This is a genomic window from Serratia sp. TSA_7, from assembly GCF_052692135.1.
In genome coordinates, this window is record NZ_JBQZFU010000002.1 from 436,765 (window position 1) to 461,744 (window position 24,980).

At 57.8% G+C, this 24,980-nt stretch carries 19 protein-coding genes; 10 read left to right on the forward strand and 9 right to left on the reverse strand.

Going from position 1 to position 24,980, the window contains the following annotated elements; all coding sequences use genetic code 11:
- Positions 1 to 161: 161 nt before the first annotated feature.
- Together ACUTQW_RS10985 and ACUTQW_RS10990 are read right to left on the reverse strand one after the other, a co-directional pair.
- Positions 162 to 1,529 carry an APC family permease gene (locus tag ACUTQW_RS10985; protein WP_004946987.1) on the reverse strand — a complete coding sequence of 456 codons (1,368 nt, stop codon included), beginning with the start codon at positions 1,527 to 1,529 and terminating at the stop codon, positions 162 to 164.
- Between the two features lie 533 nt (positions 1,530 to 2,062).
- Positions 2,063 to 3,481: a glutamine synthetase family protein gene (locus tag ACUTQW_RS10990; protein WP_006326689.1), complete on the reverse strand. Its 1,419-nt coding sequence runs from the start codon at positions 3,479 to 3,481 to the stop codon at positions 2,063 to 2,065.
- 394 nt (positions 3,482 to 3,875) lie between these two features.
- Between ACUTQW_RS10990 and puuR the strand changes: the two genes are divergently transcribed.
- From puuR to ACUTQW_RS11015, 5 genes are all read left to right on the forward strand, one after another.
- Complete coding sequence (puuR, locus tag ACUTQW_RS10995; RefSeq protein ID WP_004946995.1) at positions 3,876 to 4,433, forward strand: HTH-type transcriptional regulator PuuR; 558 nt, start codon at positions 3,876 to 3,878, stop codon at positions 4,431 to 4,433.
- 20 nt (positions 4,434 to 4,453) lie between these two features.
- Positions 4,454 to 5,734 (forward strand): NAD(P)/FAD-dependent oxidoreductase, encoded by a 1,281-nt coding sequence (locus ACUTQW_RS11000; RefSeq protein WP_006326709.1) that lies wholly within the window; start codon positions 4,454 to 4,456, stop codon positions 5,732 to 5,734.
- A gap of 122 nt (positions 5,735 to 5,856) precedes the next feature.
- The gene (locus ACUTQW_RS11005; protein ID WP_037431369.1) at positions 5,857 to 7,368 is read left to right on the forward strand and encodes a sugar ABC transporter ATP-binding protein; all 1,512 of its coding nucleotides are present in this window, start codon (positions 5,857 to 5,859) and stop codon (positions 7,366 to 7,368) included.
- Entirely contained in the window at positions 7,365 to 8,360 is a 996-nt protein-coding gene (locus ACUTQW_RS11010) for an ABC transporter permease (RefSeq protein WP_445654857.1), read from the forward strand. Before ACUTQW_RS11005 ends, ACUTQW_RS11010 begins: the two co-directional genes overlap by 4 nt.
- 254 nt (positions 8,361 to 8,614) lie before the next feature.
- Positions 8,615 to 10,600 carry a ligand-gated channel protein gene (locus ACUTQW_RS11015; protein ID WP_006326711.1) on the forward strand — a complete coding sequence of 662 codons (1,986 nt, stop codon included), beginning with the start codon at positions 8,615 to 8,617 and terminating at the stop codon, positions 10,598 to 10,600.
- Positions 10,601 to 10,718: 118 nt separating this feature from the next.
- Here ACUTQW_RS11015 and ACUTQW_RS11020 read toward each other — a convergent pair whose 3' ends face one another.
- Complete coding sequence (locus tag ACUTQW_RS11020) at positions 10,719 to 11,507, reverse strand: ABC transporter ATP-binding protein (protein ID WP_020439463.1); 789 nt, start codon at positions 11,505 to 11,507, stop codon at positions 10,719 to 10,721.
- Positions 11,504 to 12,586 (reverse strand): FecCD family ABC transporter permease, encoded by a 1,083-nt coding sequence (locus tag ACUTQW_RS11025; RefSeq protein WP_004947015.1) that lies wholly within the window; start codon positions 12,584 to 12,586, stop codon positions 11,504 to 11,506. The genes ACUTQW_RS11020 and ACUTQW_RS11025 overlap by 4 nt, the downstream gene beginning before the upstream one ends.
- 357 nt (positions 12,587 to 12,943) lie before the next feature.
- On the opposite strand from ACUTQW_RS11025, the gene ACUTQW_RS11030 reads away from it, so the two are divergent.
- The gene (locus ACUTQW_RS11030) at positions 12,944 to 14,041 is read left to right on the forward strand and encodes a GGDEF domain-containing protein (protein ID WP_445654858.1); all 1,098 of its coding nucleotides are present in this window, start codon (positions 12,944 to 12,946) and stop codon (positions 14,039 to 14,041) included.
- A 91-nt stretch (positions 14,042 to 14,132) separates the two neighbouring features.
- Here ACUTQW_RS11030 and ACUTQW_RS11035 read toward each other — a convergent pair whose 3' ends face one another.
- Both ACUTQW_RS11035 and yieE read right to left on the reverse strand, forming a co-directional pair.
- Positions 14,133 to 15,611 (reverse strand): amino acid permease, encoded by a 1,479-nt coding sequence (locus ACUTQW_RS11035; RefSeq protein WP_004947022.1) that lies wholly within the window; start codon positions 15,609 to 15,611, stop codon positions 14,133 to 14,135.
- Between the two features lie 216 nt (positions 15,612 to 15,827).
- Entirely contained in the window at positions 15,828 to 16,700 is an 873-nt protein-coding gene (gene yieE / locus ACUTQW_RS11040; protein WP_006326721.1) for a DNA-binding transcriptional regulator YeiE, read from the reverse strand.
- Positions 16,701 to 17,003: 303 nt separating this feature from the next.
- On the opposite strand from yieE, the gene ACUTQW_RS11045 reads away from it, so the two are divergent.
- Both ACUTQW_RS11045 and nfo read left to right on the forward strand, forming a co-directional pair.
- The gene (locus ACUTQW_RS11045; RefSeq protein ID WP_006326729.1) at positions 17,004 to 18,083 is read left to right on the forward strand and encodes a YeiH family protein; all 1,080 of its coding nucleotides are present in this window, start codon (positions 17,004 to 17,006) and stop codon (positions 18,081 to 18,083) included.
- Positions 18,084 to 18,191: 108 nt separating this feature from the next.
- Positions 18,192 to 19,031, forward strand: a complete 840-nt coding sequence (gene nfo, locus ACUTQW_RS11050; RefSeq protein WP_006326731.1) for a deoxyribonuclease IV — start codon at positions 18,192 to 18,194, stop codon at positions 19,029 to 19,031.
- Positions 19,032 to 19,091: 60 nt separating this feature from the next.
- On the opposite strand, the gene fruA is transcribed toward nfo, so the two are convergent.
- From fruA to fruB, 3 genes are read right to left on the reverse strand one after another with little or no spacing between them, the layout of a single operon-like run.
- Complete coding sequence (gene fruA / locus ACUTQW_RS11055) at positions 19,092 to 20,780, reverse strand: PTS fructose transporter subunit IIBC (RefSeq protein WP_004947032.1); 1,689 nt, start codon at positions 20,778 to 20,780, stop codon at positions 19,092 to 19,094.
- Positions 20,781 to 20,791: 11 nt separating this feature from the next.
- A complete protein-coding gene (gene fruK, locus ACUTQW_RS11060; RefSeq protein WP_062792154.1) occupies positions 20,792 to 21,733 on the reverse strand; it encodes a 1-phosphofructokinase in 942 nt (313 codons plus the stop codon).
- The gene (fruB, locus tag ACUTQW_RS11065) at positions 21,730 to 22,863 is read right to left on the reverse strand and encodes a fused PTS fructose transporter subunit IIA/HPr protein (protein WP_006326733.1); all 1,134 of its coding nucleotides are present in this window, start codon (positions 22,861 to 22,863) and stop codon (positions 21,730 to 21,732) included. Before fruB ends, fruK begins: the two co-directional genes overlap by 4 nt.
- Before the next feature lie 247 nt (positions 22,864 to 23,110).
- On the opposite strand from fruB, the gene ACUTQW_RS11070 reads away from it, so the two are divergent.
- Entirely contained in the window at positions 23,111 to 23,551 is a 441-nt protein-coding gene (locus ACUTQW_RS11070) for a nucleotide triphosphate diphosphatase NUDT15 (RefSeq protein WP_004947041.1), read from the forward strand.
- A gap of 258 nt (positions 23,552 to 23,809) precedes the next feature.
- On the forward strand, positions 23,810 to 24,970 hold the full coding sequence (locus tag ACUTQW_RS11075; protein WP_006326734.1) for a NapC/NirT family cytochrome c: 1,161 nt from the start codon (positions 23,810 to 23,812) through the stop codon (positions 24,968 to 24,970).
- The last annotated feature ends 10 nt before the right edge of the window (positions 24,971 to 24,980 follow it).

Sequence of the window (24,980 nt, forward strand, 5' to 3'; positions counted from 1 at the left end):
CAAAGCCGATTATTAGGGAGAGCGTGCCGAAGGGGTCGTAGCGGCTTGCCCGCCGGAGTGCCCCTCGGTGCGCTAGGCCCGGGTATCTCGGACTCAAAGACAACTTTGTCATCAACCTCAAAGGGCGCAATGCGCCCTTTTTAATGATGACCGGTTACGGTTTATGCCACGTCTTCACTGGCCTGCGGCACCGGCAGACGGAAGCTGCGGGTCACGAAAGCCAGATAAATCAGGCCAATCGCCGCCCATACCAGCCCCAGCGTCATTGAGCTGGTTTCCAGATTGAGCCACAACGCACCTACGGTCAGCGCACCCAACACCGGCAGAATCAGGTAGTTGAAGGTGTCTTTTACGGTACGGTTCAGCTTGTCGCGGATATAGAACTGCGAAATCACCGACAGGTTCACAAAGGTGAACGCCACCAGCGCGCCGAAGTTAATCAACGCCGTCGCCGTCACCAGGTCAAACGACACCGCAGACAGCGCAATCGCGCCGACCAGCAGTACGTTCAGCGCCGGGGTACGCCATTTCGGGTGCACATAACCGAAGAAACGCTCCGGGAATACGCCGTCGCGGCCCATCACATACATCAGGCGCGAAACACCGGCGTGCGAAGCCATGCCGGAAGCCAGTACGGTTACGCAGGAGAACACCAGGATCACCGACTGGAAGAACTTGCCGGCCACGTACAGCATGATTTCCGGTTGAGACGCGTCAGGATCTTTGAAGCGCGAGATGTCCGGGAAGTACAGCTGCACGAAGTAAGACACCACAATGAAGATGATGCCGCCGATCAATGCCGTCAGGAAGATGGCTTTCGGGATCACTTTCTCTGCGTCTTTGGTTTCCTCAGACAGCGAGCTGATGCCGTCAAACCCGAGGAACGAGAAGCACAGAATGGTCGCACCGGTAATCATCGGCACCACGTGCGCATTCTCAGACCAGAACGGACGACTGCTGATCAGCGTGCCCGCGCCTTCGCCGTGAGAAATACCGTTCACCACCAGGCAAAGGAACACGATCATGATCGCCACCTGCACTACCACGATGATGGAGTTCAGGTTCGCCACCAGCTTGATGCCGCGCAGGTTGAAAAGGGTCATCAGCGCGACCAGCGCCGCCACGAAAATCCATGAAGGCACGCCCGGGAAGATGGCTTCCAGGTAAATTTTGGCCAGCAGGATGTTGATCATCGGCATGAACAGGTAGTCCAGCAACGACGACCAGCCCACCATAAAGCCGACGTGCGGGCTGATGGCTTTTTGGGCATAGGTATAAGCAGAACCGGCGGACGGGAATTTCCGCACCAGTTTGCCGTAGCTCAATGCGGTAAACAGGACCGCCAGCAGAGCAAAGGCGTACGCAGTGGCGACGTGACCATCGGTCAGGCCGGATACGATGCCGAAGGTATCGAAGATGGTCATTGGCTGCAGGTAAGCCAGCCCCATCATCACTACCGGAACTAAAGTCAGGGTTTTACGCAGTTGCGCGCGTTGGGCTGGAGCAGCGCTAATGATGTTATCGGACATGACGCAGCCCCCCCTTACCTTCTGCCTTGCGGAGCGTAGACACGCCAAGACTTAAGGTTGCGGGGAAACTTCGCAACGTGCGACTGAATTCAAAAAGAAGGGGATTGGAAGCTGGATAACGGGTCAAGGTAGCCTTGACTGCTCCATAATCGCTGCGGCCGCAGCGGAAACCGGCGGGCGCCGGCGCTAAAGTGAAAAATTGCCCCATCTTTCTTATCCTCATGAGTCACGACCATAAAGTTTTGTTTGATCGCGCACGAAACTATTTATCTATCCGGATCGGTGTCCGGCCTCGCTTGGTGTATGAAACGCACAGTTGTTAGAACACAAATGCAAAAAAAATAACCGACGCTTTAAAACGTCGGCTATCTGCATTAGTCATATTTTGCACCAGAAAGCAGCCGGATGACAAGATCCGGAAACCTTCTTACACAAATTCTTTTGGCGATCGTGCTCAAAATCCGCCTGCAAGGCGAATTATTCCGCTATCAATCCGCTTATCACCAGAATATTAACATCCCGTTTACCCAGGTTCAGGCGTTTTTCAACATCCAGTCAATCTCGGTTTCCGTCACCAGCCGCTCAAACTGCATCAGCTCATCCATCTTGCAAGCATGATAAACCTGCGCAAAACGTTCGCCCAGATACTGCGTCAGCTCATGCTGGTGTTCAAACTCATACAGCGCATCGCTTTGGCGGATCGGGAACGGCAACCCTTCCTGCTCCAGACCGTTGCCGGTCACCGGCTCAGGCAGCGGCAGTTCGTTGTCCAGGCCATACAAGATCCCAGCCAGGATCGCCGCCACCACCAGATAGGGGTTGGCGTCGGCCCCGGCGACGCGGTATTCCACCCGGTGATTCTCCGGATCGCTGCAGGGAATGCGCAGCGCGACTGTGCGGTTATTATGCCCCCAGGAAGCCTGGGTAGGCACATACATCCCCGGTTGGAAACGGCGGAAGGCGTTAATGTTGGGAGCCAGCAGCGCCATGGAGGCCGGCATCAAGGTGATCATCCCGGCCAGCGCGCGGTGCAACAGCGGCGAGTCTTCGCCATCCGCATCCGTAAACAGATTCTTGCCGTCACCGTCCAGCATGCTGATATGCACGTGCATGCCGCTACCGGCGTACTCCTCATAGGGCTTCGCCATAAAGGTCGCATGCAGATGATGATTTTCCGCCACCAGCCGCACCAGGCGCTTCAACGACAGCGCATGATCGCAGGCCAGCAGCACGTTATCGGTATGGTTCAGGTTTACCTCGAACTGGCCGGGCGACGCCTCCGCCACCGCGCCGTCCGCCGGCAACCCCTGCATCTGCGCCAGAGTGTCGATGTCGTTCAACACCTCAGCGAAATGATTCAGATTATCCAGCGAGTAGACCTGGCTTTGCATGTTTCGCTCCTGGGTGCCGGGCGAACAAGGGGGTTGCAAATAACCTTCAGAGTCTCGCTGTCGATCAATGAGATAGAACTCCAACTCTACCGCTACCACCGGGAACATGCCGCGCTGGCGCAACGCCTGCCACACTCGATTCAGGACATTGCGGGGTTCAACGTCAAAGGGAGTACCATCTTCATCCAGCATGGTCAGCAATACCTGACCGATATTGTCCGGGTCCGCCGCCGACGGGGTCAACGATCCGGCCACCGGCATACACACGCGGTCCGGCTCGCCCAGTTCCTGGCCCAGGCCCGCCTCTTCCACCACGTTGCCCAGAATATCCATAGCGAATACCGAGGCGGGGAAGTAACAGCCTTTTTCCAATTTTTTCAGCCCGGAGACGGGAATACGTTTACCGCGGAAGGAACCATTCAGGTCTGTGAGAAGGATATCGATATACTGCGTTGAGGGATGGCGTTCCAGATAGTGAGCAACCTCACGTTGGAACGCGCTACTTCGCCTCTCTTCATTATGCTGTGCAAAATTTTCAACTGCTGCGATATTGGTTTGCATACATCACCCGCCATTATGCTCTAAGGACGCTTGCGCATCCGTCTGCCGATCGGTTCAACACATGGTCTGATTTCTCTGTAGACTGCGCCCTGACTGGCGCTCAAAATAACATCCATAATATGAAACATAGCCTTAACACAAATGGTTTGCAAATGTTACAATCCCGTTTGATTATTCGCCACTGGCTGCTAAATTGATAAAATATTGACCGAAAAGGCGTTGACCGCCTTTTAACGAACAGAATTTCGTCCGCCAGAACGGGGGTGACTATGGGCAATATATTTTCCAAATCAACCTTAACTACCGATATCATGCTGTGTCGATATCCCCCAGACAGGCACCCGACCCTGTTATTCATTTCTGCCTGTCGTCCCTATCAGAAGGAAGTACCGCTATGAGCGAAGTCAGCTTGGCGCCGGGTAAGCGCCTGTCACAGATCCGTCTGCAATTGGGTTTGTCGCAGCGCCGAGTCGCCGAACTGTCCGGGTTAACCCACAGCGCGATCAGCACCATCGAACAGGACAAGGTCAGCCCGGCCATCAGTACGCTGCAAAAGCTGCTGAAAGTGTATGGGCTGTCGCTGTCCGCCTTTTTTGCCGAACCGGAAGCCGCCGATGAACCCAAAGTGGTGATCGAGGCGGAGGATCTGATCGAAATCGGTAGCCAGGGCGTGTCGATGAAGCTGGTGCACAACGGCAATCCGGCGCGCAATCTGGCAATGATGCTGGAAACCTATCAACCCGGCACCACCACCGGCGAGAAGATCAAGCATCAGGGCGAAGAGATCGGCACTCTGCTGGAAGGCGAAATAATGCTGACCATCAACGGCCAGACCTATTGCCTGACCGCCGGCCAGAGTTACGCCATCAATACCGGCATTCCCCACAGTTTTAGCAATACGTCGGCGCGCGTCTGCCGAATCGTCAGCGCGCATACGCCCACCACCTTCTGACCGATTCTGGCGGAGGAGTCATGACGGAACACGTTGCCAGCTATTATGCCGCCACCACCAATGCGTTCGCGCCCTACCCGACGCTGAGCGAAAATATCCGCTGCGACGTCTGCATCGTTGGCGGCGGTTTTACCGGCCTGTCGTCGGCGTTGCACTTGGTCGAGGCCGGTTTTGACGTGGTGGTGCTGGAAGCTGCTCGTATCGGTTGGGGCGCCAGCGGCCGCAACGGCGGTCAGGTAGTCAACTCCTACAGCCGCGATATCGATGTGATCGAGGCGCGTTACGGCGCAGATACCGCAGCCATGCTTGGCGGCATGATGTTCGAAGGCGCGGAGATTATCCGCAACCGCATCGATCACTACGCCATCGCCTGCGACTATCGCCCCGGCGGTATCTTCGCCGCGCTGAACCCTAAACAACTGCGTACGCTGGAACACCAACAGGCCAACTGGCGGCGCTATGGCAATGCCCGGCTGGAACTGCTGGATCAACAGGCAATCAGGCGCGAGATAGCCAGCGAACGCTACGTGGGGGGGCTGTTGGACCGCAACGGCGGCCACTTGCACCCGCTCAATCTGGCATTGGGCGAAGCTGACGCGATACGCCGTCACGGTGGGCGGCTGTACGAACAGTCGGCGGCCACACGCATCGAGTACGGTGAACCGGCCAGGGTGCACACCGCACAGGGGTCGGTCACCGCCGGTTTTGTGATTATTGCCGGTAATGCCTATCTGGGCGACAAGCTGGAGCCGCGCCTCAGCCGGCTGAGCATGCCGTGCGGCTCGCAAATTCTCACCACCGAGCCGCTGTCAAAAGACATGGCGCTGTCGTTGCTGCCCAATAATTTTTGCGTCGAAGACTGCAATTACCTGCTGGATTACTTTCGCCTGACCGCCGATAACCGGCTGTTGTACGGCGGTGGCGTGGTTTACGGCGCGCGCGATCCGGCCGATATCGATCCCTTGATCCTGCCCAAGCTATTAAAAACCTTTCCGCAATTGAAACAGGTGCGTATCGATTACCGCTGGAGCGGCAATTTCCTGCTGACGCTGTCGCGCATGCCGCAGTTCGGCCGGCTGGAGAATAACGTCTATTACATGCAGGGCGACAGCGGTCACGGCGTCACCTGCACCCATCTGGCGGGCAAGCTGATTGCCGAAGTGCTGCGCGGCGATGCCGAACGTTTCGACGCCTTCGCCCGGTTGCCGCACCTGCCCTTTTTCGGCGGACGTCAGTTCCGCGTTCCCTTCACCGCCCTCGGTGCGGCGTACTATGCGCTGCGGGACCGTTTGGGATTCTAGCGCGCCTCTCCAGGAATTTTTTCGTCTCAGTTATGCCATTTAGTTTGTTGCCAAAATCGCAATCTGTGTTACAAAAGAAGACCTTTAGCCATCTAAACACCTAAACGTCTTTTAATCACACTATGCCAACCGCAACGCCCTCACGCCTCGAGATGCGCAATATCTCGATCGCCTTTGCCGGATTCAATGCGCTGCAAAACGTCGACTTCACCCTGCAGGGCGGCTCCACGCATGCGCTGGTCGGTGCCAACGGCGCGGGAAAATCAACGCTGATGGCGATCCTTTCCGGCGCGCATGATCATTACCGCGGCGAGATCTTTATCGACGGCCAAAAAGTCGATATTCACTCACCGCTGCAGGCCCGCCGACACGGCATCCATGTGGTGCAGCAGGAGGTGGACGTGGCGCTGATCCCCACGCTGTCGGTGGCGGAAAACATCATGCTCGACTGGCTGAATGAACCGGGCCATCTGCTCAACTGGGCGCAGATGTACCGCCAGGCTGCGCAACTGCTTCAGCAACTGGATTTATCCCTCAACCTGCGCCAGCGCCTGGCAGAGTGCACGTTGGCGGAAAAACAGCAGGTGCTGCTGGCGCGCGCGCTGTCGCATCGCTGCCGCTTCCTGGTACTCGATGAACCCACCGCCCCGCTCGATCGCGCCGAAAGCGAGCGCCTGTTCCGCGTGGTGCGTCGCTTGCAATCCGAAGGCATCGGCATTGTGTTTATCTCCCACCGCATTCACGAGCTGAGTGAAATTTGCGATCGGTTGACGGTGCTGCGCGATGGCCGCCACGTCAGCGAAGATGCCATGCAGGGGCTGATCGGCGAGCAAATTGTCGAGAAAATGCTTGGCCACCGGCTGGACGATATCTTCCCGCCACCGCGGCCGGCGCACGGCTCGCGCACGCTGCTGCAGGTAGAAGGTCTGCACGATCGCTACAAGCTGCGCGACGTCTCCCTGCGGCTGCATCAGGGGGAGATTTTGGGTATCGCCGGGTTGGCCGGCGCGGGCAAAACCGAACTGTGCAAGGCGCTGTTCGGCGCCTCGCCGGCCCGTGTAGAGCGCGGCGAGCTGCGCGGCACGCCCTGGGCACCGCGCGCGCCGCATCTTTCCGTTGAACAGGGGCTGGCGCTGGTGCCGGAAGAACGCCGCAAAGAAGGCATATTTATTGATGAGGCCATCCCGATGAACCTGAGCGTCAGCGCCGATGACAGCTTCTCGCGCTGGAGCCTGTTCAGCCGCCGACAGGAGCTGCGCTGGGCGCGCGATATCATGCAACGCCTGAACATTCGCGCCTCCGGCCCGCAGCAAAGGCTAAAAAGGCTTTCCGGCGGCAACCAGCAAAAGGTAGCCATCGGCAAATGGCTGCGTGGCGATGCCGACGTGCTGATTTTCGATGAGCCGACCAAGGGCGTGGACATCAAGGCCAAACAGGAGCTGTTTACCCTGATCGACGGCTTGGCGCGCGACGGCAAAGGCATTATCTACGCCTCCGGCGAGTTCTCGGAGCTGCTCGGCCTGTGCGATCGCATTTGCGTCCTGTGGGACGGCCGTGTGGTGGCGGAGCTGAACGCCGCCGATATTGATGAAGAAACATTATTATTGTATTCCACCGGAGGAACCCCTGCGTGAGTAAAAAATTATCCCTGCCCAATGCACAGCCATGGCGTCATCAGCTGTTTGAGTTTCTCTACAAATGGGGGATGTTGCTCACCGTTGTCGCGCTGATCGCCTTGTTCGGGCTGGCGTCGGACAACTTCCTCGATCCCAACAATATCATCAACATCCTGCGTTCCATCGCCATCGTGACGGTGATCGCCATCGGGGTGTCTATCTCGCTGTCGGTGGGCGGTTTCGATCTTTCCGTCGGCTCCACCGCCTCGCTGGCTAACGCGCTGGTGGTCTCGCTGTTCGTTTGGTACGGCTTCGGCACCACCGGCGCGATTGTGCTGACGCTGCTGATTTGTACGCTGGTTGGTCTGTTCAACGCCTTCCTGATTGTGGTGTTGAAGATCCCTGACATGCTGGCGACGCTGGCCAGCCTGTTTGTGATCCAGGGCGTTGCCATGACCTACAGCTACGGCGGGTCGATCACCCAAAATATGCTGTTGCCGAATGGCGATATGGCCGAGGGGCTCATCCCGGACATTTTCTCCGCGCTGGGCCAGGTGCCGGTGATTGTGCTGATTATGCTGGCGGTCACGATTGTGGTGCAATTGTTCCTGTCGCTGACCAAACACGGCCGCCGCATGTACGCCATCGGCGGCAACCCGGAGGCGGCGCGCCTTTCGGGGATCCGCACGGTACGTTACAAGGTCGCCGCGTATGTGATTTCCTCGCTGCTGGCCTCGCTTGGCGGCATATTGCTGGCGTCACGTATCGGCTCTTCACAGGTTAACGCCGGAGGCGGTTATCTGATGGATGCCGTCGCCGCCGCCTACATAGGTTTCTCTCTGGCCGGCTCCGGCAAACCCAACGCGCTCGGCACGCTGGTCGGTGCGGTGATCCTCGGCGTCTTACAAAATGGGCTGGTGATGCTTTCAGTCCCCTACTATGCGATGGATATTATCAAAGGGCTGGTACTGGCTCTGGCGCTGGCTATCACCTACATCCAAAAACGCTGACTTTCCCCCGGCGCGCCCTGCCGCGCCGGTTTTCCCTTTAATTCATCCGGTTACCTCTCCCCACCTCTTTTTAAGCATACAAATGATACGAATTATCATTTGCGTTTACATTCGGTTTTAAATCCTTACAATGGCCTGACGAAATACTGCCGAAATGATGTCCCCTGCTACGACAGGGAACCGTTTCTACCCATTCTTCAACCCGTTAAGTCGACACCTTTGTCGAATTACAGCAGACCAGGAAAGGTTGCCTCATGGACAAACCACGCTATAACAAACTCACCGCACTGATTATCGCCTCACTCGCCAGCACCGGCACACTGGCGGCGCAAGAGGATACCCAGGACACCATGGTGGTGACCGCCTCCGGTTTCCAGCAAAAAATCCAGGATTCCGCCGCCTCTATTTCAGTGATCCCACGCCAGCAGATCGAAGACAAAGCCTACCGAGACATCACCGACGCACTGAAAGACGTGCCGGGCGTGGTGGTCACCGGCGGTGCCAGCAGCAGCGATATCAGCATCCGTGGCATGTCCTCCAAATACACCCTGATTCTGGTGGACGGCAAACGCGTGGACACCCGCGGCACCCGCCCGAACAGCGACAACTCCGGTATCGAACAAGGCTGGCTGCCGCCGCTGGAGGCGATTGAACGCATCGAAGTGGTGCGCGGGCCGATGTCTTCGCTGTACGGCTCCGACGCCATGGGCGGCGTAATCAACGTCATCACTCGCAAAACCTCCAGAACCGAGTGGAAAGGTTCGCTGCACGGCGACGCCACCTTTCAGGAACGCAGCGATTCCGGCGATATTTTCCAGACCAACGCCTATGCCTCCGGCCCGCTGATTGAAGGCCTGCTCGGCCTGCGGGTCAACGGCCTGCTGTCGCGCCGCGCCGAGGACAAAATCGTTAACGGTTACAACGAGCAACGCATGCGCAGCGGTACTGCGGTATTCAGCCTGACGCCGGACGACAAAAACGAATTCGACTTTGAAGTCGGCCGTTCGCTGCAGGACCGTAACAGCACGCCGGGCGAATCGGTAGTCGCGGAACGTTGCAGCAAAGGTAAATGCACCCCAAGCACGCGCAGCGAAAGCCTTTATACCCGTACCAACTACGCCCTGACCCACAATGGCTATTACGATTTCGGCAATACCACCAGCTACATTCAGCGCGAAGAGACGAATAATCCCGGCCGCGACATGAAGATGTATAACACCATCTTCAACACCCAGAATCAGTTCGAACTGGGTTCCCATATGCTGAACCTTGGCGGCCAATACCGCTACGAAAAGCTGGGCGACAGCGGCAACAAGCTTGAATCCGCCCAAGGTCTGAACCAACTGACCCGCTGGAGCTGGGCACTGTTTGCCGAAGACGAATGGGCGCTGACCAACGACTTCAGCCTGACCAGCGGCATCCGTATGGACCAGGATCAGAACTACGGCAATCACTGGACGCCACGCATGTACGGCGTCTGGCACCTGACCGAACAGTGGACGTTGAAAGGCGGCGTATCCGCCGGCTACCGCTCACCGGACCTGCGTCAATCTTCCGCCAGTTGGGGACAGGTTACCGGTGGCGGCGTGCGCAAGGGCATTATTGTCGGCAATCCGGATCTGCAGCCAGAGAAGAGCCTGAGCGAAGAGATCGGCCTCATGTGGGACAATCAGCAGAATCTGAATGCCGGCGTAACGGTATTCAACACCGACTTTAAAGACAAAATCACCGAAGTAAGACGCTGTGAGGATACGCCAGACTGCACCATCGGCGGCGATCTCTATGACTTTATCAGCGATCGCACTAACGTCGATAAAGCCAATATGCGCGGCGTGGAAGCCACTTTCGGCTGGCAGATCAGCAAAGAGTGGAAGTGGAACACCAACTACACCTTCACCTCGTCAGAACAAAAAAGCGGCGAGTTCCAGGGCAAGGCGCTGAACCAGATGCCGAAGCACATGGTCAATACCGTACTGGACTGGCAGGCTACCCATGACGTCAGCCTGTGGTCACGCGTCAACTTCCGCAGCAAGACATCGGAATACCTGAGCCGCACCTCAATGGCCAAGAGCACGCCTTCGTATACCTTTGTTGACGCCGGCCTCAGCTACCAGGCGAATAAAGACCTGACGGTCACCGGCGGGATTTACAACATTCTCGACAAAACCGTCGATTACGATAACTACAACACCACGCTGGACGGCCGCCGCTACACCGTCGGCATGACGTACAACTTCTGATGCCAATAGGAGCGCGCACGTTGCGCGCTCAATACGCGACAACAGAAAGGCCCGGTATCTGTACGACACCGGGCCTTTCTGTTGTCAAAATAGCTGACTTTCAAAACGCAGCAATCTGTCAGATCACCGGCTGGTTAACCAAACCGTCGATCAGCACCTGCGGCGTCCCGTGCGAACAACGCTCGATGCGCCCGCGCACGCCGTAGACTCTCGCCAGGCTTTGCGGCGTGATCACCTCTTCCGGCGTACCGTCGGCAATCAACTCGCCATCCTGCAGCATCAACACGTGGTCGCCATGCCGCAGAGCGATATTGATGTCATGCACCACCACCACAGTGATGATATTGCGTTTACGCGTCTCTTTACGCACCAAATCCATCACGTGGAATTGGTAGTTGAGATCAAGTGCGCTCAGCGGTTCGTCCAGCAGCAACAGCGAAGGCTGGCGGATCAGCGATTGCGCCAGTCCCACCAACTGTTTCTGGCCGCCGGAAAGCTGATCGAGATAGCTCAGCGCCAAATGGTCGATACCGAGCTGCGCCAGCAGGGCCATGACCTCCGCCTCACTGCCGGCGTTGCTGCGGCCGCCCGAAGCGCGTTGCGCTACGATGATCGACTCCAGCACGTGCAAGTGCACCCCCGCAGGTAGCGACTGTGGCAGATACACCACTTTTTCCGCGCGACGGGCAAAGGGCAACTGCATCAAATCGATGTCATCCAGCCACAGCTGCCCCTGCGCCGGGTTCAGCCCGGCCAGAGAACGCAGCAACGTCGATTTTCCGCTGCCGTTCGGCCCCAGCAACACGGTGATTTGCCCGCGCGGCAACATCGGCACCGCAAGATCGCGAATAACCTGGCGCTTTGGATAACCGGCGGAAAAATGCTCAATACGCAATCCCTGACTCATACATTCCCCCGATGACGCAGAATAATGCTCAGGAAGAACGGCACACCCACCAGTGACGTCACTATGCCGACCGGAATGATAATGCCCGGGATCAGGTTTTTCGAGGCGACTGAAGCCATCGACAGTACCAGCGCGCCAATCAGGGCGCTGGCCGGCAGATAGAAGCGGTGATCCTCACCGAAAATCATGCGGGCGATATGCGGTGCCACCAGGCCGATAAAACCGATAGGGCCGACAAAGGCCACCGCCAGCGCGGAAAGAATACTGATGCGCAGCAGGGTCGTGAGGCGCAGGCGACGCACGTCGATACCGAAGCTCACCGCCCGATCCTCGCCCAACCGCAGCGCGGTCAGCTTCCAGGAGCTCATCATCGACAATGGCAACAGCACGGCGAACACGCCCAGCAGGATGCCCAACTTGTCCCATGAAGCGCGCGCCAGGCTGCCCATGGTCCAGAACACCAGCCCCTGCAGCGTGTCTTCGCTGGCGATAAACTGCATCATTGAAACCAGTGCGTTAAAGGTGAACACCAGTGCAATACCGAACAGCACGACGCCGGAGGTGGCAACCCGTGTCCAGCGCGTGATGCCGTCGAGCATCAGTGCGGCAAACAGGGCAAAAACAAACGCGTTGGCGGAAATAAACCACTGGTCCGGAATGCCCGGCACGCCAATACCCAGCACGATAGCCAACGCCGCCCCGAAAGCCGCAGCGGAAGAAACGCCGAGGGTGAACGGGCTGGCAAGCGGGTTGTTCAGGATGGTCTGCATTTCCGCGCCGGCCAAACCCAGCGCAAACCCCACCACCACCGCCATCAGCGCGTAAGGCAGGCGGATATCCCACACGATCACTCGCGTTCCGGCATCTGCCGCCGCAGGGTCAATCAGCGTTTGCCACAGGGAGGACAGTGAGAGCCCGGATGGCCCCATGGTAAAATCCAGCAGCAGCGAACCAACAATCGCCAGTGCCAACACCCCCATCATCAATAAACGGTGGCGAAGAATATGTTGATAACGCCCCATGACGTTGGCGTCGGGTTGCCCCTTGGCGTCAGACATAGGTTCGGTGGATACGCTCATTATTTCGGATACCTGTTACGACGATGACCATAGCGGCATGCAAACGGCCGCTTTACCCTGACAAGCAGCCGCTAACAATAAAGCAAACGATAATACTTATCAATCATATCAATAGCTATTACCTGCCATGTTGAGATGTAACACTTTATTTTTAAAGAGTATTCGCCAAACAGCCGCAACAACCTCATCCTGCTGAGCAGGGTTAATAATTCCGAAAGTTTCATCGCCCCACGCAGCGCTGTGACAAATTGCGACAAAACCACCTAGAATCCAAATCCTGACCGGTAAACGGCGCGTCAACCACGCCTGGCCGGATATTTAGGACCTACTGCTTAGGCCCTTATTGAAGAGGCAGCCATGAGAAGTCGACCACCCACGTTAACGCCTAAAAGACCCGCCCTGCTGCACTGGCTGGTACAAGCTCCACAACAGGCTGATGACGCCCAGTTCCAACACCAACTACGGCTTACGCTTGTCCCTTCTCCCCGAACTCCTTGGCTGAACGCCGCCGGTGTAGTCGTGCTGCTGCTGGCCTACGCCTGGCTGAGCAATATGGCGATCGGCGCCGCGCTGCTGGTGCTGCTGCTTGGGTTGACCGGCATACGCTGGTGGCTGGCTCGCGTCACCCCTCCCATCTGGCCGAATGCCATGCTGGTGTCAGTGCTGCTGTGGTCGGCGCTGGTCGGCGCCATTGCGCTGTTGGCCATGCTTTCTGGCCGCATGGTGCTAATCCTGTTCGCCGGCCTGCTGATTACCGCGCTGGCCTTCTGGCTGATGCAGCGCCATGCCGCAGCGCCCCGCTTTGCCCTGCTGGAGGTCATGCTGCTGACGCTGCCTTACCTGCTGGCCGCACCGCTGTCACGCATGCAAAATCTGTTTTTGCTGGCGAATATCATCCCGCTGTGGCTACTGCTGGCTCATGGGGTGATCGCGCTCTACCATCGCCAGTTGGTGCAGTACGTCACGCTGAGAGGCGAAAAACGAAAAGCGGCTCATCGCGATCATCTGACCGGTTTTCTCAACCGCGCGGGGGGTGAAGCGGTGATGCAAGAGATTTGCCGGCCATCGGCAACGGCACACCCGCTTTCGCACCTGTTTATTATTGAATTCACTCCGCTGGCGGCGCTGTATCAAAGCCACGGCGTGCTGATCGGCGATGACGTGCTGCGCACTATCGGCGAGCGCCTGAAAATGCTGGTTCGTCCAAGCGATTTTGTCAGCCGTTATACCGGCGGCCAGTTTCTGATCCTGGTGCACGATTTGCCTTACGGCTCCGAAGGGGAGTTTCTGGCGCGCATCATGCCGCCGCTGGAAGCGCCGTATGCCTTTGGTGTTTTCGGTGAGGTGACGTTGCAGTTGAACGCCGGGGCGTTGGCGTTAACTCAGGATTATCAAACTGTGGACAGCCTGATGGCAGCGGCGCAGCAAGCGCTGGCGATGAATACTAAGGAATAACGCGGCGAGAGACACCGCGTTTCATACTCGTTGAATGCCCGATTGCACCGCTGCAGGCTGCAACCGGACATTCACAAGGTGCGGACTGGCGTTATTTCACGTCCATTTTCGGGAATTCCATCTCGCTGTACTTCACCACGCGGGTGCCGCGCGTCAGCTTGTAACCGAACCAGATCACCAGGAACAGCGGCAAGCCGATATAAGTCGCGGTCACGCCGTACCAGTCGATCCGGTCTTGCAGGAACGCCTGATAGTTCTGTCCCAGCGTAATGATCAGGCACAGGACAAAGGCAAAGATCGGGCCCAGCGGAAAGAAGCCGGAACGGTACGGCAGATCGTTCAGGTCACGCCCCTGAATCATATAGCCGCGGCGGAACCGGTAGTGGCTGATGGCTATCCCCAACCAGGCGATGAAGCCGGTCATGCCCGAGGTGTTCAGCAGCCACAGATAAACCGACTGGTTACCGAACATCGAGCTCAGAAAACACAGGCCCGCCACCACGGTGGTCGCATACAGCGCATTGCGCGGCACCCCACCCTTCGACAGTTTGGCGAAAATGCGCGGCGCTTTGCCTTCCGATGCCAGGGTAAACAGCATGCGGGTAGAAGCGTACATGCCAGAGTTACCGGCGGACAACACCGCCGTCAGGATCACCGCGTTCATTACCGCCGCCGCCGACAGCAGGCCGGCATGCTGGAACACCAGCGTGAACGGGCTGACGCTGATGTCTTTTACGTCGTTACGCAGCAGGCTTGGATCGGTATAAGGAATGATCAGGCTGATAATCAGGATCGCAAAGATATAGAACAGCAGGATACGCCAGAACACCTGGCGCACCGCGCGCGGGATGTTTTTGCCCGGGTTTTCCGATTCGCCGGCCGCGATACCGATAAGCTCGGTCCCCTGGAACGAGAAGCCGACGATCATCGCCACGCCTATCATCGCCGAGAAGCCGCCGGCAAAGGGCGCATCCCCTACCGTCCAGTTCTGCCAGCCGGCGTGTTCGCCACCCTTCAGAATGCCGAAGATCATCAGCACGCCAATGCCGATAAAGATAATGACGGTGGTGACTTTGATCAGCGAGAACCAGTATTCCGCTTCACCGAAGCCTTTGACCGAAATGTAGTTCAACAGGAACATCAGGCCGAGGAACAGCGCGCTCCAGATCCAGCCCGGCGCATCCGGGAACCAGTAGGTCATCACCAACTGCGAAGCCACCAGGTCAACGGCGATGGTCACCGCCCAGTTGTACCAGTAGTTCCAGCCCAGCGCGAAACCAAAGCCTTCTTCTACGTATTTGGCGCCGTAGGTGGAAAACGAGCCGGACACCGGCATAAAGGCCGCCAGTTCGCCCAGGCTGGTCATCAGGAAATAGACCATCAGACCGATCAACGCATAAGACAGCAGAGCCCCGCCCGGACCGGCCTGAGAGACAGTGGCGCCGGAGGCGACGAACAGGCCGGTGCCGATTGAGCCACCAATAGCGATCATGGTTAAGTGCCGCGCTTTCAGCTCGCGGCGCAATCCGGGTGCTTGCTGCCCCGATGTTTTTATATCCTGCTGAGCCATTCTTACCCTATCTGCTCGTCAAAAAATGAGGGCGGATTGTAACAAATACCCACCGGCGAACTAGTAACATTGCGCTGATATAAGATAGCTTCATAACTCAGCGCTAATTATTAGCGGCAGCCCATTTTTCCTTACTTACTGTCATTAATGTGACAGGGTGCAGGTTTTTATGCTTCATTTCCCCACATGGGGATGTTATTGGCGCAGTGCGCCGCTTCAGGCCGGCAACGTGCAGTAACTGAGGAAGCGCTGCAGGGCGTTGGAGATGTGTTTTTGCCGGTGGTGGATCAGATACAGGGTGCGCATCAACGGCGGTAGCGGGATTGTCAGCTCCACCAGCACGCCGCTCGCCAACTGTTCGTCGATCACCCGCCGCGACAGGCAACTGATGCCGATGCCGTGGCGCACCGCGTGTTTGATCGCCTCCGAGTTGCCCAACTCCATCACCAGTTGGAAGTGCGGCAGATGCGCCAGCAACAGGTGATCCAGCACCTCTCGCGTGCCCGACCCGCGCTCGCGCAGGATCCAGGGGGCATTGGCCAGCAGCTCCAGCGTCAGAGGCTGCCGGGCCAGCGGGCTTTCCGGCGCGGCAAACACCACCAGTTCATCCTCCAGCCACGGCTGAGTAACCAGCTCGGGCATATGGCAAGGCCCCTCGATCAACCCCAAATCGACGCGAAAATCCGCTACCGCCCCAATCACGTCCTGGCTGTTGCCGACGTTCAGCTCCAGCGGCGTAGCCGGGAAATCGTGGCGGTAACGGGCGATCATTTCCGGCAGCATATAGTTGCCGATAGTGCTGCTGGCGGCGATACGCAAAGCGCCGCCGTCATGGCGGAACAGCTGTTCAATCTCCCCCGCCTGCTCCAGCAGCGCCAGTGCCTTCGGGTACAGCAACCGGCCATGTTCATTGATAACCAGACGCTTGCCGACGCGATCGAACAGTTGCACGCTCAACTGCCCCTCCAGGTCAGCCAGTGCGGCACTGACCGCCGATTGTGATAACGCCAGGACTACCGAGGCCTGCGTGGTCGAACCGCTTTTCAGCACTTCGGTAAAGACTTCCAGTTGACGTAAGGTGATATGCATAACCATCTCGGTATTGAAAAGTGGCCTGATCGTAAAACCACTGAAATTAATGCTAAATCTGCGCCGCTGTCCGGCAACGACGCACAGGGTATCTATTCATTAAGATTACCACGTTTGCAGAAATCGGTATGACGACCGCACCTCGCCCACGGCTTTCTCTCCCCAATAACGTTCAGGTTGCAGCCTGAAAGAGGAAGAGAGTTACCACTTATTCAGATAGGTTATAAATATATAATCAATTTCTCTTTTATACCGCCAAAACGTAGTCTTGTGCTCAAGGAATTCGAATAAAAGGGCTGACTCATGGCGACCAATACCGCACCTGCTTTTCCATCACGACACTTTCCCCTGCTCGGTTTACCTCGGCTGGCGCCGGGGTTATTGCTGGTCGGCGCGCTCACCGCGCTGGCCATCTGGGCAGGCGATATCCCGTGGGTTGCCGGTCTGGGGCTGGGTGCGCTGACGCTGGCGATCCTGTTCGGCATTCTGGTGGGCAATACGCTGTATCCCTGGCTGCAACCGAGTTGCCACAGCGGCGTTCAACTCGCCAAACAGCGTCTGCTGCGGTTGGGCATCATTCTTTACGGCTTCCGCCTGACGTTTCAGCAAATTGCCGACGTCGGCGCTACCGGCATCATCATCGATGCGCTGACGCTGAGCACCACCTTCCTGCTGGCCTGCTGGCTGGGTAAAAAAGTGTTCGGCATCGACAGCCAGACGGCGATGTTGATCGGCGCCGGCAGCAGCATCTGCGGCGCAGCGGCGGTGATGGCGACCGAACCGGTGCTGAAGGCCGATTCCAGCAAGGTGGCGGTAGCGGTGAGCACCGTGGTGGTGTTCGGTACGCTGGCGATCTTCGCCTACCCGTGGCTGTTCCAGTTAAATGAACATTACCGGTGGCTGCCGCTGAGCCAGGAAACCTTTGGCATCTATGCCGGCTCGACCATCCACGAAGTGGCGCAGGTTGTCGCCGCCGGTCATGCCGTCGGGCCGGATGCCGAAAACGCCGCAGTGATCGCCAAAATGATCCGCGTGATGATGCTGGCGCCGTTCTTGTTGCTGCTTTCCGGTTATATCAGCCGCAGCCGCGATGCCGGGAGCAAGGCGGACAAATCGGCCATCACCATTCCGTGGTTTGCGGTGCTGTTTATCGCCGTCGCCGGGCTGAACTCGTTCAACCTGATCCCGGCCACCTGGGTGAAACACCTGATTACCGCCGACACCTGGATGCTGGCGATGGCGATGGCGGCGCTGGGGTTGACCACCCACATCAGCGCAGTGCGCGAGGCGGGCGTCAAACCCATTCTGCTGGCCACCCTGCTGTTTATCTGGCTGATTGTCGGTGGCGGCGCGATGAACCTGCTGGTGCAACATTTCTTCTGATGAGCCTTGAGCTTTCGCTGGCCCGCGATTTATCGCGGGCCTTTTTGTCGCCATTCAATCCTGCCGCCATCAATGCCATAATGGCGCCGATTACACAGGAGAATGAAAATGAAGTTTGTCGGTGCACATGTCAGCGCGTCAGGCGGCGTGGATCAGGCGGTTATCCGCGCGCACGAATTAGAGGCGACCGCGTTCGCCCTGTTCACCAAAAATCAGCGTCAATGGAAAGCCGCACCACTGCCGGCAGAGGTGATTGATAAATTCAAAAGCGCCTGCGCGCAGTACGGTTACGGCCCAGGGCAAATCCTGCCACACGACAGCTATCTGATTAATCTCGGCCACCCGGTGACCGAAGCGTTGGAAAAATCTCGCGAGGCGTTTCTGGATGAAATGCAGCGCTGCGAACAACTCGGGCTGACGCTGTTGAACTTCCACCCCGGCAGCCACCTGATGCAGATTGATGAAGACAAATGCCTGGCGCGCATTGCTGAATCCATCAACATCGTGCTGGATAAAACCGTCGGCGTGACGGCAGTGATTGAAAACACCGCCGGCCAGGGCAGCAATCTGGGCTTCAGGTTCGAACACCTGGCGGCGATCATTGACGGCGTGGAAGACAAAAGCCGTGTCGGCGTGTGCATCGATACCTGCCATGCCTTTGCCGCCGGTTACGATCTGCGCACCGAAGAAACCTGCGAGCAAACCTTTAAAGCGCTGGGTGACGTGGTGGGCTTCAACTACCTGCGCGGCATGCATCTGAACGACGCCAAGAGCGAGTTCGGCAGCCGAGTCGATCGCCATCACAGCCTAGGCGAAGGCAATATCGGCAAAACGGTATTCAGTTACATCATGAGCGACTCGCGTTTCAACAATATCCCCCTGATTCTCGAAACCGTGAACCCGGATATCTGGGCGGAAGAAATCGCCTGGCTGAAAGCGCAACAATAAGCCCCAAAAATGCAAAAACCGGAGCCTGATGCTCCGGTTTTTTTATTGCCTGCGATAACGTTAAGCAGCGGTAGCCGCAGGGACGTCAGCGCGTTTCAGCAGCGCATAAGACACGCCCGCCAACAGCGTACCGGCGATGATCGCCACCAGATACAGCAACACCGGCGTGATAGCACCTGGGATCAGCAGCACGAACAGACCACCGTGCGGAGCCATCAACTTGGCGCCGAAGGCCATCGACAGCGCACCGGTCAGCGCGCCGCCGGCGATGCAGCATGGCAGCACACGCATCGGGTCGCGGGCAGCGAACGGGATCGCGCCTTCAGAGATAAAGCACAGGCCCAACACCAGCGCCGCTTTACCGCCTTCCTGCTCGGATTTCTCGAACTTACGACGCGCCAGCAGCGTCGCCAATCCCATCGCCAACGGCGGCACCATACCGGCGGCCATAATGGCAGCCATTGGGGCGTATACCGAAGAACTCAGCAGCGCCACGCCGAAGGCGTAAGCCGCTTTGTTAACCGGGCCACCCATATCGGTACACATCATGGCACCGAGGATCGCACCCAGCAGTACCGCGTTGGCGGTACCCAGCGATTGCAACCAGTGAGTCAGACCTTCCATGATTTTCGCCACCGGCGTACCGACGATGTAAATCATGATCAGACCGACGACCAGGCTGGCGACCAGCGGAATGATCAGAATCGGCTTCAGCGCTTCCATACTCTGCGGCAAACGCAGCTTGGTGCTGATAAATTTGGCGACGTAGCCCGCCAGGAAACCGGCAATGATACCGCCGAGGAAACCGGCACCGGTGCTCACCGCCAGCATGCCGCCGATCAGACCCGGCGTCAGGCCCGGACGGTCAGCGATGGAGAACGCGATAAAACCGGCCAACACCGGCACCATCAGCGCGAAGGCTGAACCGCCGCCAATCTGCATCAGTGCCGCGGCCAGCGTGCCTTTGACTTCAAACGCCTTGATACCGAACACGAACGACAGCGCGATACACAAACCGCCCGCCACCACCATCGGCAGCATATACGACACGCCGGTCAACAGGTGACGATACGGCCCTGCGCTCTCTTTCTTCTTGCCGGCCACAGCCGGACCGCCGCTTTTCTGCGGTTGGAAAATCTCGGCTTCGGCCTGCGCCTTGTCCAGTTCCTGCGCGGTTTTCTTCAGCGCCAGACCGGTAGAGGTGCGGTACATCGGCTTGCCGGCGAACTTGTCCAGATCCACTTCAATGTCAGCCGCCACGATCACCAGATCCGCCGCCGCCACTTCTTCAGGCGTAATGGCATTACCGGCGCCCACGGAGCCGCGGGTTTCCACTTTCACCCACCAGCCGCGTTTTTTAGCTTCGCTTTCAATGGCTTCGGCTGCCATAAAGGTATGCGCCACGCCGGTTGGACAAGCGGTGATCGCCACAATGCGTTTTTGACCTGCCGCTTTTGCCGGCACGGCAACCGCAGCCGGCGCCTGCCAGGCTTTCGCCTCGGCTTTGGCCAGTGCGAGGAAGGCTTCCGGTTCGCGTACCGCCAACTCCACATCGCCCACATAAACCCGTTTGCCGTTCAGCGCGGCGTCAGCAGGCACTGTCTGCCCCGCCACCACCACCAGTTCGGCCTCGGCAGGCGACTCAACCAGCGTCAGGCCGGTTTTCGCCGCAGCAGCGCCGAGCATGCGTTTCGCCAGGTGGCCACGGGCCTGCCCCAACGAATTGTCTATCATCAGCAGCGTTTTCATTACGCCTCCTGCTATTGGTTAAAAGGTTTCAGATCGACGCGCGCCATCATCGCGGCCAACTGTGGACGATCGGTCACGCCAACGTTGCTCTGGCTTACCGCCAGCGCAGCCACGGCGGTGGCCAAACGCAGAGTGTGTTCGCTGGATTCGCGCATCAGCAGGCCATAAATCAGGCCGCCAACCATCGAATCGCCGGCGCCCACGGTGCTGACGACTTCGCAGGCCGGCGGCTTGGCAATCCAGGCGCCGGAGGCGTTAACCCACAGCGCGCCTTCGGCGCCGAGAGAAATCACTACGTGGGCAATGCCCTGATCGCGCAGCGCATGCGCGGCTTCAACCACGTCCTCCAACTGCGGCAACGGACGACCGGCCCAGATTTCCAGCTCGCGGCGGTTCGGTTTCACCAGCCATGGCGCCGCTTTCAATCCGGCAACCAGCGCTTCGCGGCTACTGTCGAAAATGATGCACGGGCATTGTGCACGCAGGCGGACCATCCAGTCGGTAAAGGCATCGGGATCAACGCCGGCCGGCAGGCTGCCGCTCACCGCAACCATGTCGAACTGGCCCAGCCAGCTCAGAGAATCGGTCACGAAACGATCCCAATCCTGCGATGTCACTTCAAAACCGGAGAAGTTGAAATCCGTCACTTCACCGTCTTTCTCCGTCAGCTTGACGTTGATGCGGGTACGGCCCGGTACCACCTGGAAGCGGTTGGCGATGCCCAGATCGCTGAACAGCAACTGGAAGCCATCCTGGTTGTCTTTCCCCAGGAAACCGCCCACAGTGACATCAATGCCCAGATCTTTCAGAACCTTGGCAACGTTAATGCCTTTGCCGGCGGCATGCAGGCCAGCGGTTTTCACCAGGTTCACTTCCCCGCGCTCGATCTCCGGGCAAAAGCCCACCAAATCGTAAGCCGGATTCAGGGTTATGGTGGCTACTCTTCTGGTCATGCTGCGCCCTCGCCCAGTCCTTCGTTAATGGCTTCACCGATCGCTTTCAGCGCCGCTTCAGCATCTTCACCCTTGGCGGTAAAGCGCAGGTGATGTCCTTTTTTAACGCCCAACGCCACGACCTTCATCAGGCTGCGTCCATTGGCCGGTTTGCCACTGCCATCCAGGTTAGTGACGGTAATTTCACTGTTGAACTGCTTGATCACGTTAACCAGCGCGGTGCCGGGACGGGCATGCAGGCCGTGTTCGTTGCGGATCGCGTACTCGGCGCTCAGCATGGTGCTTTCTTCTTCCACTTCGCTGGTCAGCAATGCCAGCACGGTGGCGGCATCGGCGTTCAGCAGGCGTTCAGCCTTGTTCGCCAGCAGCAGGTCACCCAGGTAATTCAGCACCGCCAGCGGTTGCTGGTCGGCCACGGACAGCGTCAGCAACAGCGCCACTTGCTCGCCGTTTTCGTCAAACGCCTGCGCCGGACGGCTCAGGGTCGCCGCGCTGGTCAAATTGCCTTCGGTGCTGTCGCTCAGCCAGATGCCCTGCCCGAGATTCAACGGCCGACGGGTAATGACGTCGCTGACGAACTGTGCGTTGACCGCGCCGATTTTCTGCAGACGGCCCGCGTTCAGCGCTTGCAACGTCATTAGGTTATCTGCGGCTACGTCGAGTGCGATCAACGAAGCGTCGAACTGGAATTCAGCCGTCTGCTTTTCGCCCATCAGCAAGCTGCGCAGCTCTTCGGATGAGGTGGTTTTCGCCATCTGCTCGGCCACGCTGTCGTCGCTCAGGACGTGCGTCAGCTGACGCAGCAGCGCCAGGTGTTCATCGGAACGGGCGGCAATGCCGATCACCACATACGCGGTTTGGCCTTCGCCCCACTCGATGCCCTGAGGGAACTGGAAGACCTGCACGCCGGTATTCAGCACCAGATCTCGGGTATCGGTAGTGCCGTGCGGAATGGCAATGCCGTTGCCCAGGTAGGTTGAGGTTTGCAGCTCACGCTGCAGCATGCCGTCTACATAGGCGGCGCTGACGCAGCCGGCCTCGGTTAGCCCGGCGGCCACCTGGCGGATAGCGTCCTGTTTGCTGCCGGCGGCAGCGCCCAGGTGGATGTCTTGTTGTGATAACTGGAACATGATTCTCCTCTCCTGCTGAATTGAATCGTTTCAGCTTTATTGAGAAAAAGGAGCGTTATCGACACGAAGTCATTGCGGCAATAACGCTGAAACGTTTCAATCAGTGTGTGAGCAGCCCAGACTGAAAGCAAGTTTTCTCAATTTTGATGTGATAAATTTTTGACCTTACGCACACTTTGGCCTATGGGTTATCCGCTGCGGTGCAAAAGTGACATACTGTGCTGAAACTTTGCTGACGGAGAGAAGCATGACTGTAGTCGCGGGCGTAGGCGTAATCATCGTTAATGCGCAGGGAGAGATCTTGCTGGGAAAACGCTGCGGTAAACACGCCCCTTTCTGGTCAATTCCCGGTGGACATCTGGATGCCGGCGAAACCTTTGAACAGTGCGCGCAGCGTGAGATCGCCGAAGAAACCGGGTTGATCATCGCCCCGCCGAGCCTGATCGGCATCAGTAACAATCTGCAGACCTGGCGCGCCGAAGGCAAGCATACGGTATCGGTATGTATGGTGACGCAACATCCTGGCGGTGAGGCGCAACTGAAAGAACCGGATAAATGCTCGGAATGGCGCTGGTGTTTACCTGAGGCGTTGCCGGAGCCGCATTTTGAAGCCAGCCGCAACGCCATCCATCTCTGGCTGACCGGCCAATGCTATTTACCGTCAGCCTCATTGCTGCCGACAAAATAACCATTTCCCATTCAGGGTTTTCATACCCTGTCCGTGACGCTGTTTACAAAGTCATAATCCTCTGTAAAAACGCGTTATGTAATACAAAATATAACGCTGAAATATCCCCCGAATGGCCTTTTTTCCACTAAAAATAACTCTATAGTGTTAGATGCTTTTACCGATAAACCTTATACTTAATCTGGTTAATTGGCCTTTAGCCAACACCTTTTAGGGAAAGGTTTTCCTTGGTATTTCATAATGATAAGTGGGTTCAATATGAACAAAAAACTAACGGGCTGGGCAACAAAGCGCCGGTGGGGATGGCTGTGGCTACTGCTGCTCGGCATTATCCTCGGCGCAGCGCTATTGGCGGGCACCGCCACCGTGTTCCATAAAACCAGTGACACCACCTTCTGCGTTTCCTGCCACACCATGCAACAGCCTCTGGCTGAATATCAGGGCAGCGTTCACTTCCAGAACACCAAAGGCATCCGCGCCGAATGCGCCGACTGCCACGTCCCGCATGAACCGCTCGATTACCTGTGGACCAAAATCCGCGCGGTAAAAGACATTTATGGCGAAATGGTCGGCACCATCGACACGCCGGAAAAATACGAGGCGCACAAGCTGGCGATGGCCCAGTCGGTGTGGAAAACGTTGAAAGAAAACGACTCCGCCACCTGCCGCTCGTGCCACAGCTTCGACGCCATGGACATCACCGCCCAACGGCCTGAAGCGCGTATTCAGCACCCGGTCGCCATCAAACAAGGCGAAACCTGCATCGACTGTCATAAAGGCGTGGCGCATATTCTGCCGGACATGAGCGGCGAAACTCAGGCCGGCGCCGCCGAACTGGCGAAGGCGGCGGCGGAAACCTCGCCTACCGCCACCACACTGTACACCATCGCCACCGAGCCGTTCTTCCTGCAGCCGGACGACAGCCACAATGCCGGTAACCTGATGCCTTCCACCGAAGTTCAGGTGGTGAAACAAGACGGCGACAAGGTGCTGGCCAACGTCTCAGGTTGGCAACAGGACGGCGTGAGCGAAGTGTTTTATGCCGCGCAGGGCAAACGTATCCTCAGCGTGATCTTGGGTGAAGACGCCCGTAAATCATTGAAAACCGGCAATACTCTGACAGACGCCGAAACCGGCCTGGTATGGCATCAGGTTTCACTGCAGGTCTGGCTGCCACGCAAGCAACTGATCGACGATCAGCAAAAAATCTGGCGCTACGCGGCGGATATGATGTCGGCCAACTGTACCGGCTGTCACGGCCTGACCGCCCTCGATCGCTTCAACGCCAACCAGTGGATCGGCGTGATTAAAGGCATGGCTCCACGCACCTCGTTGACGCAGGAACAGCTGCGCGTTCTGACACAGTACGTGCAGAAACACGCCAGCGACATGGCACCTGCCGCACCAGCCAAGCTTTAAGGGAGAAGCG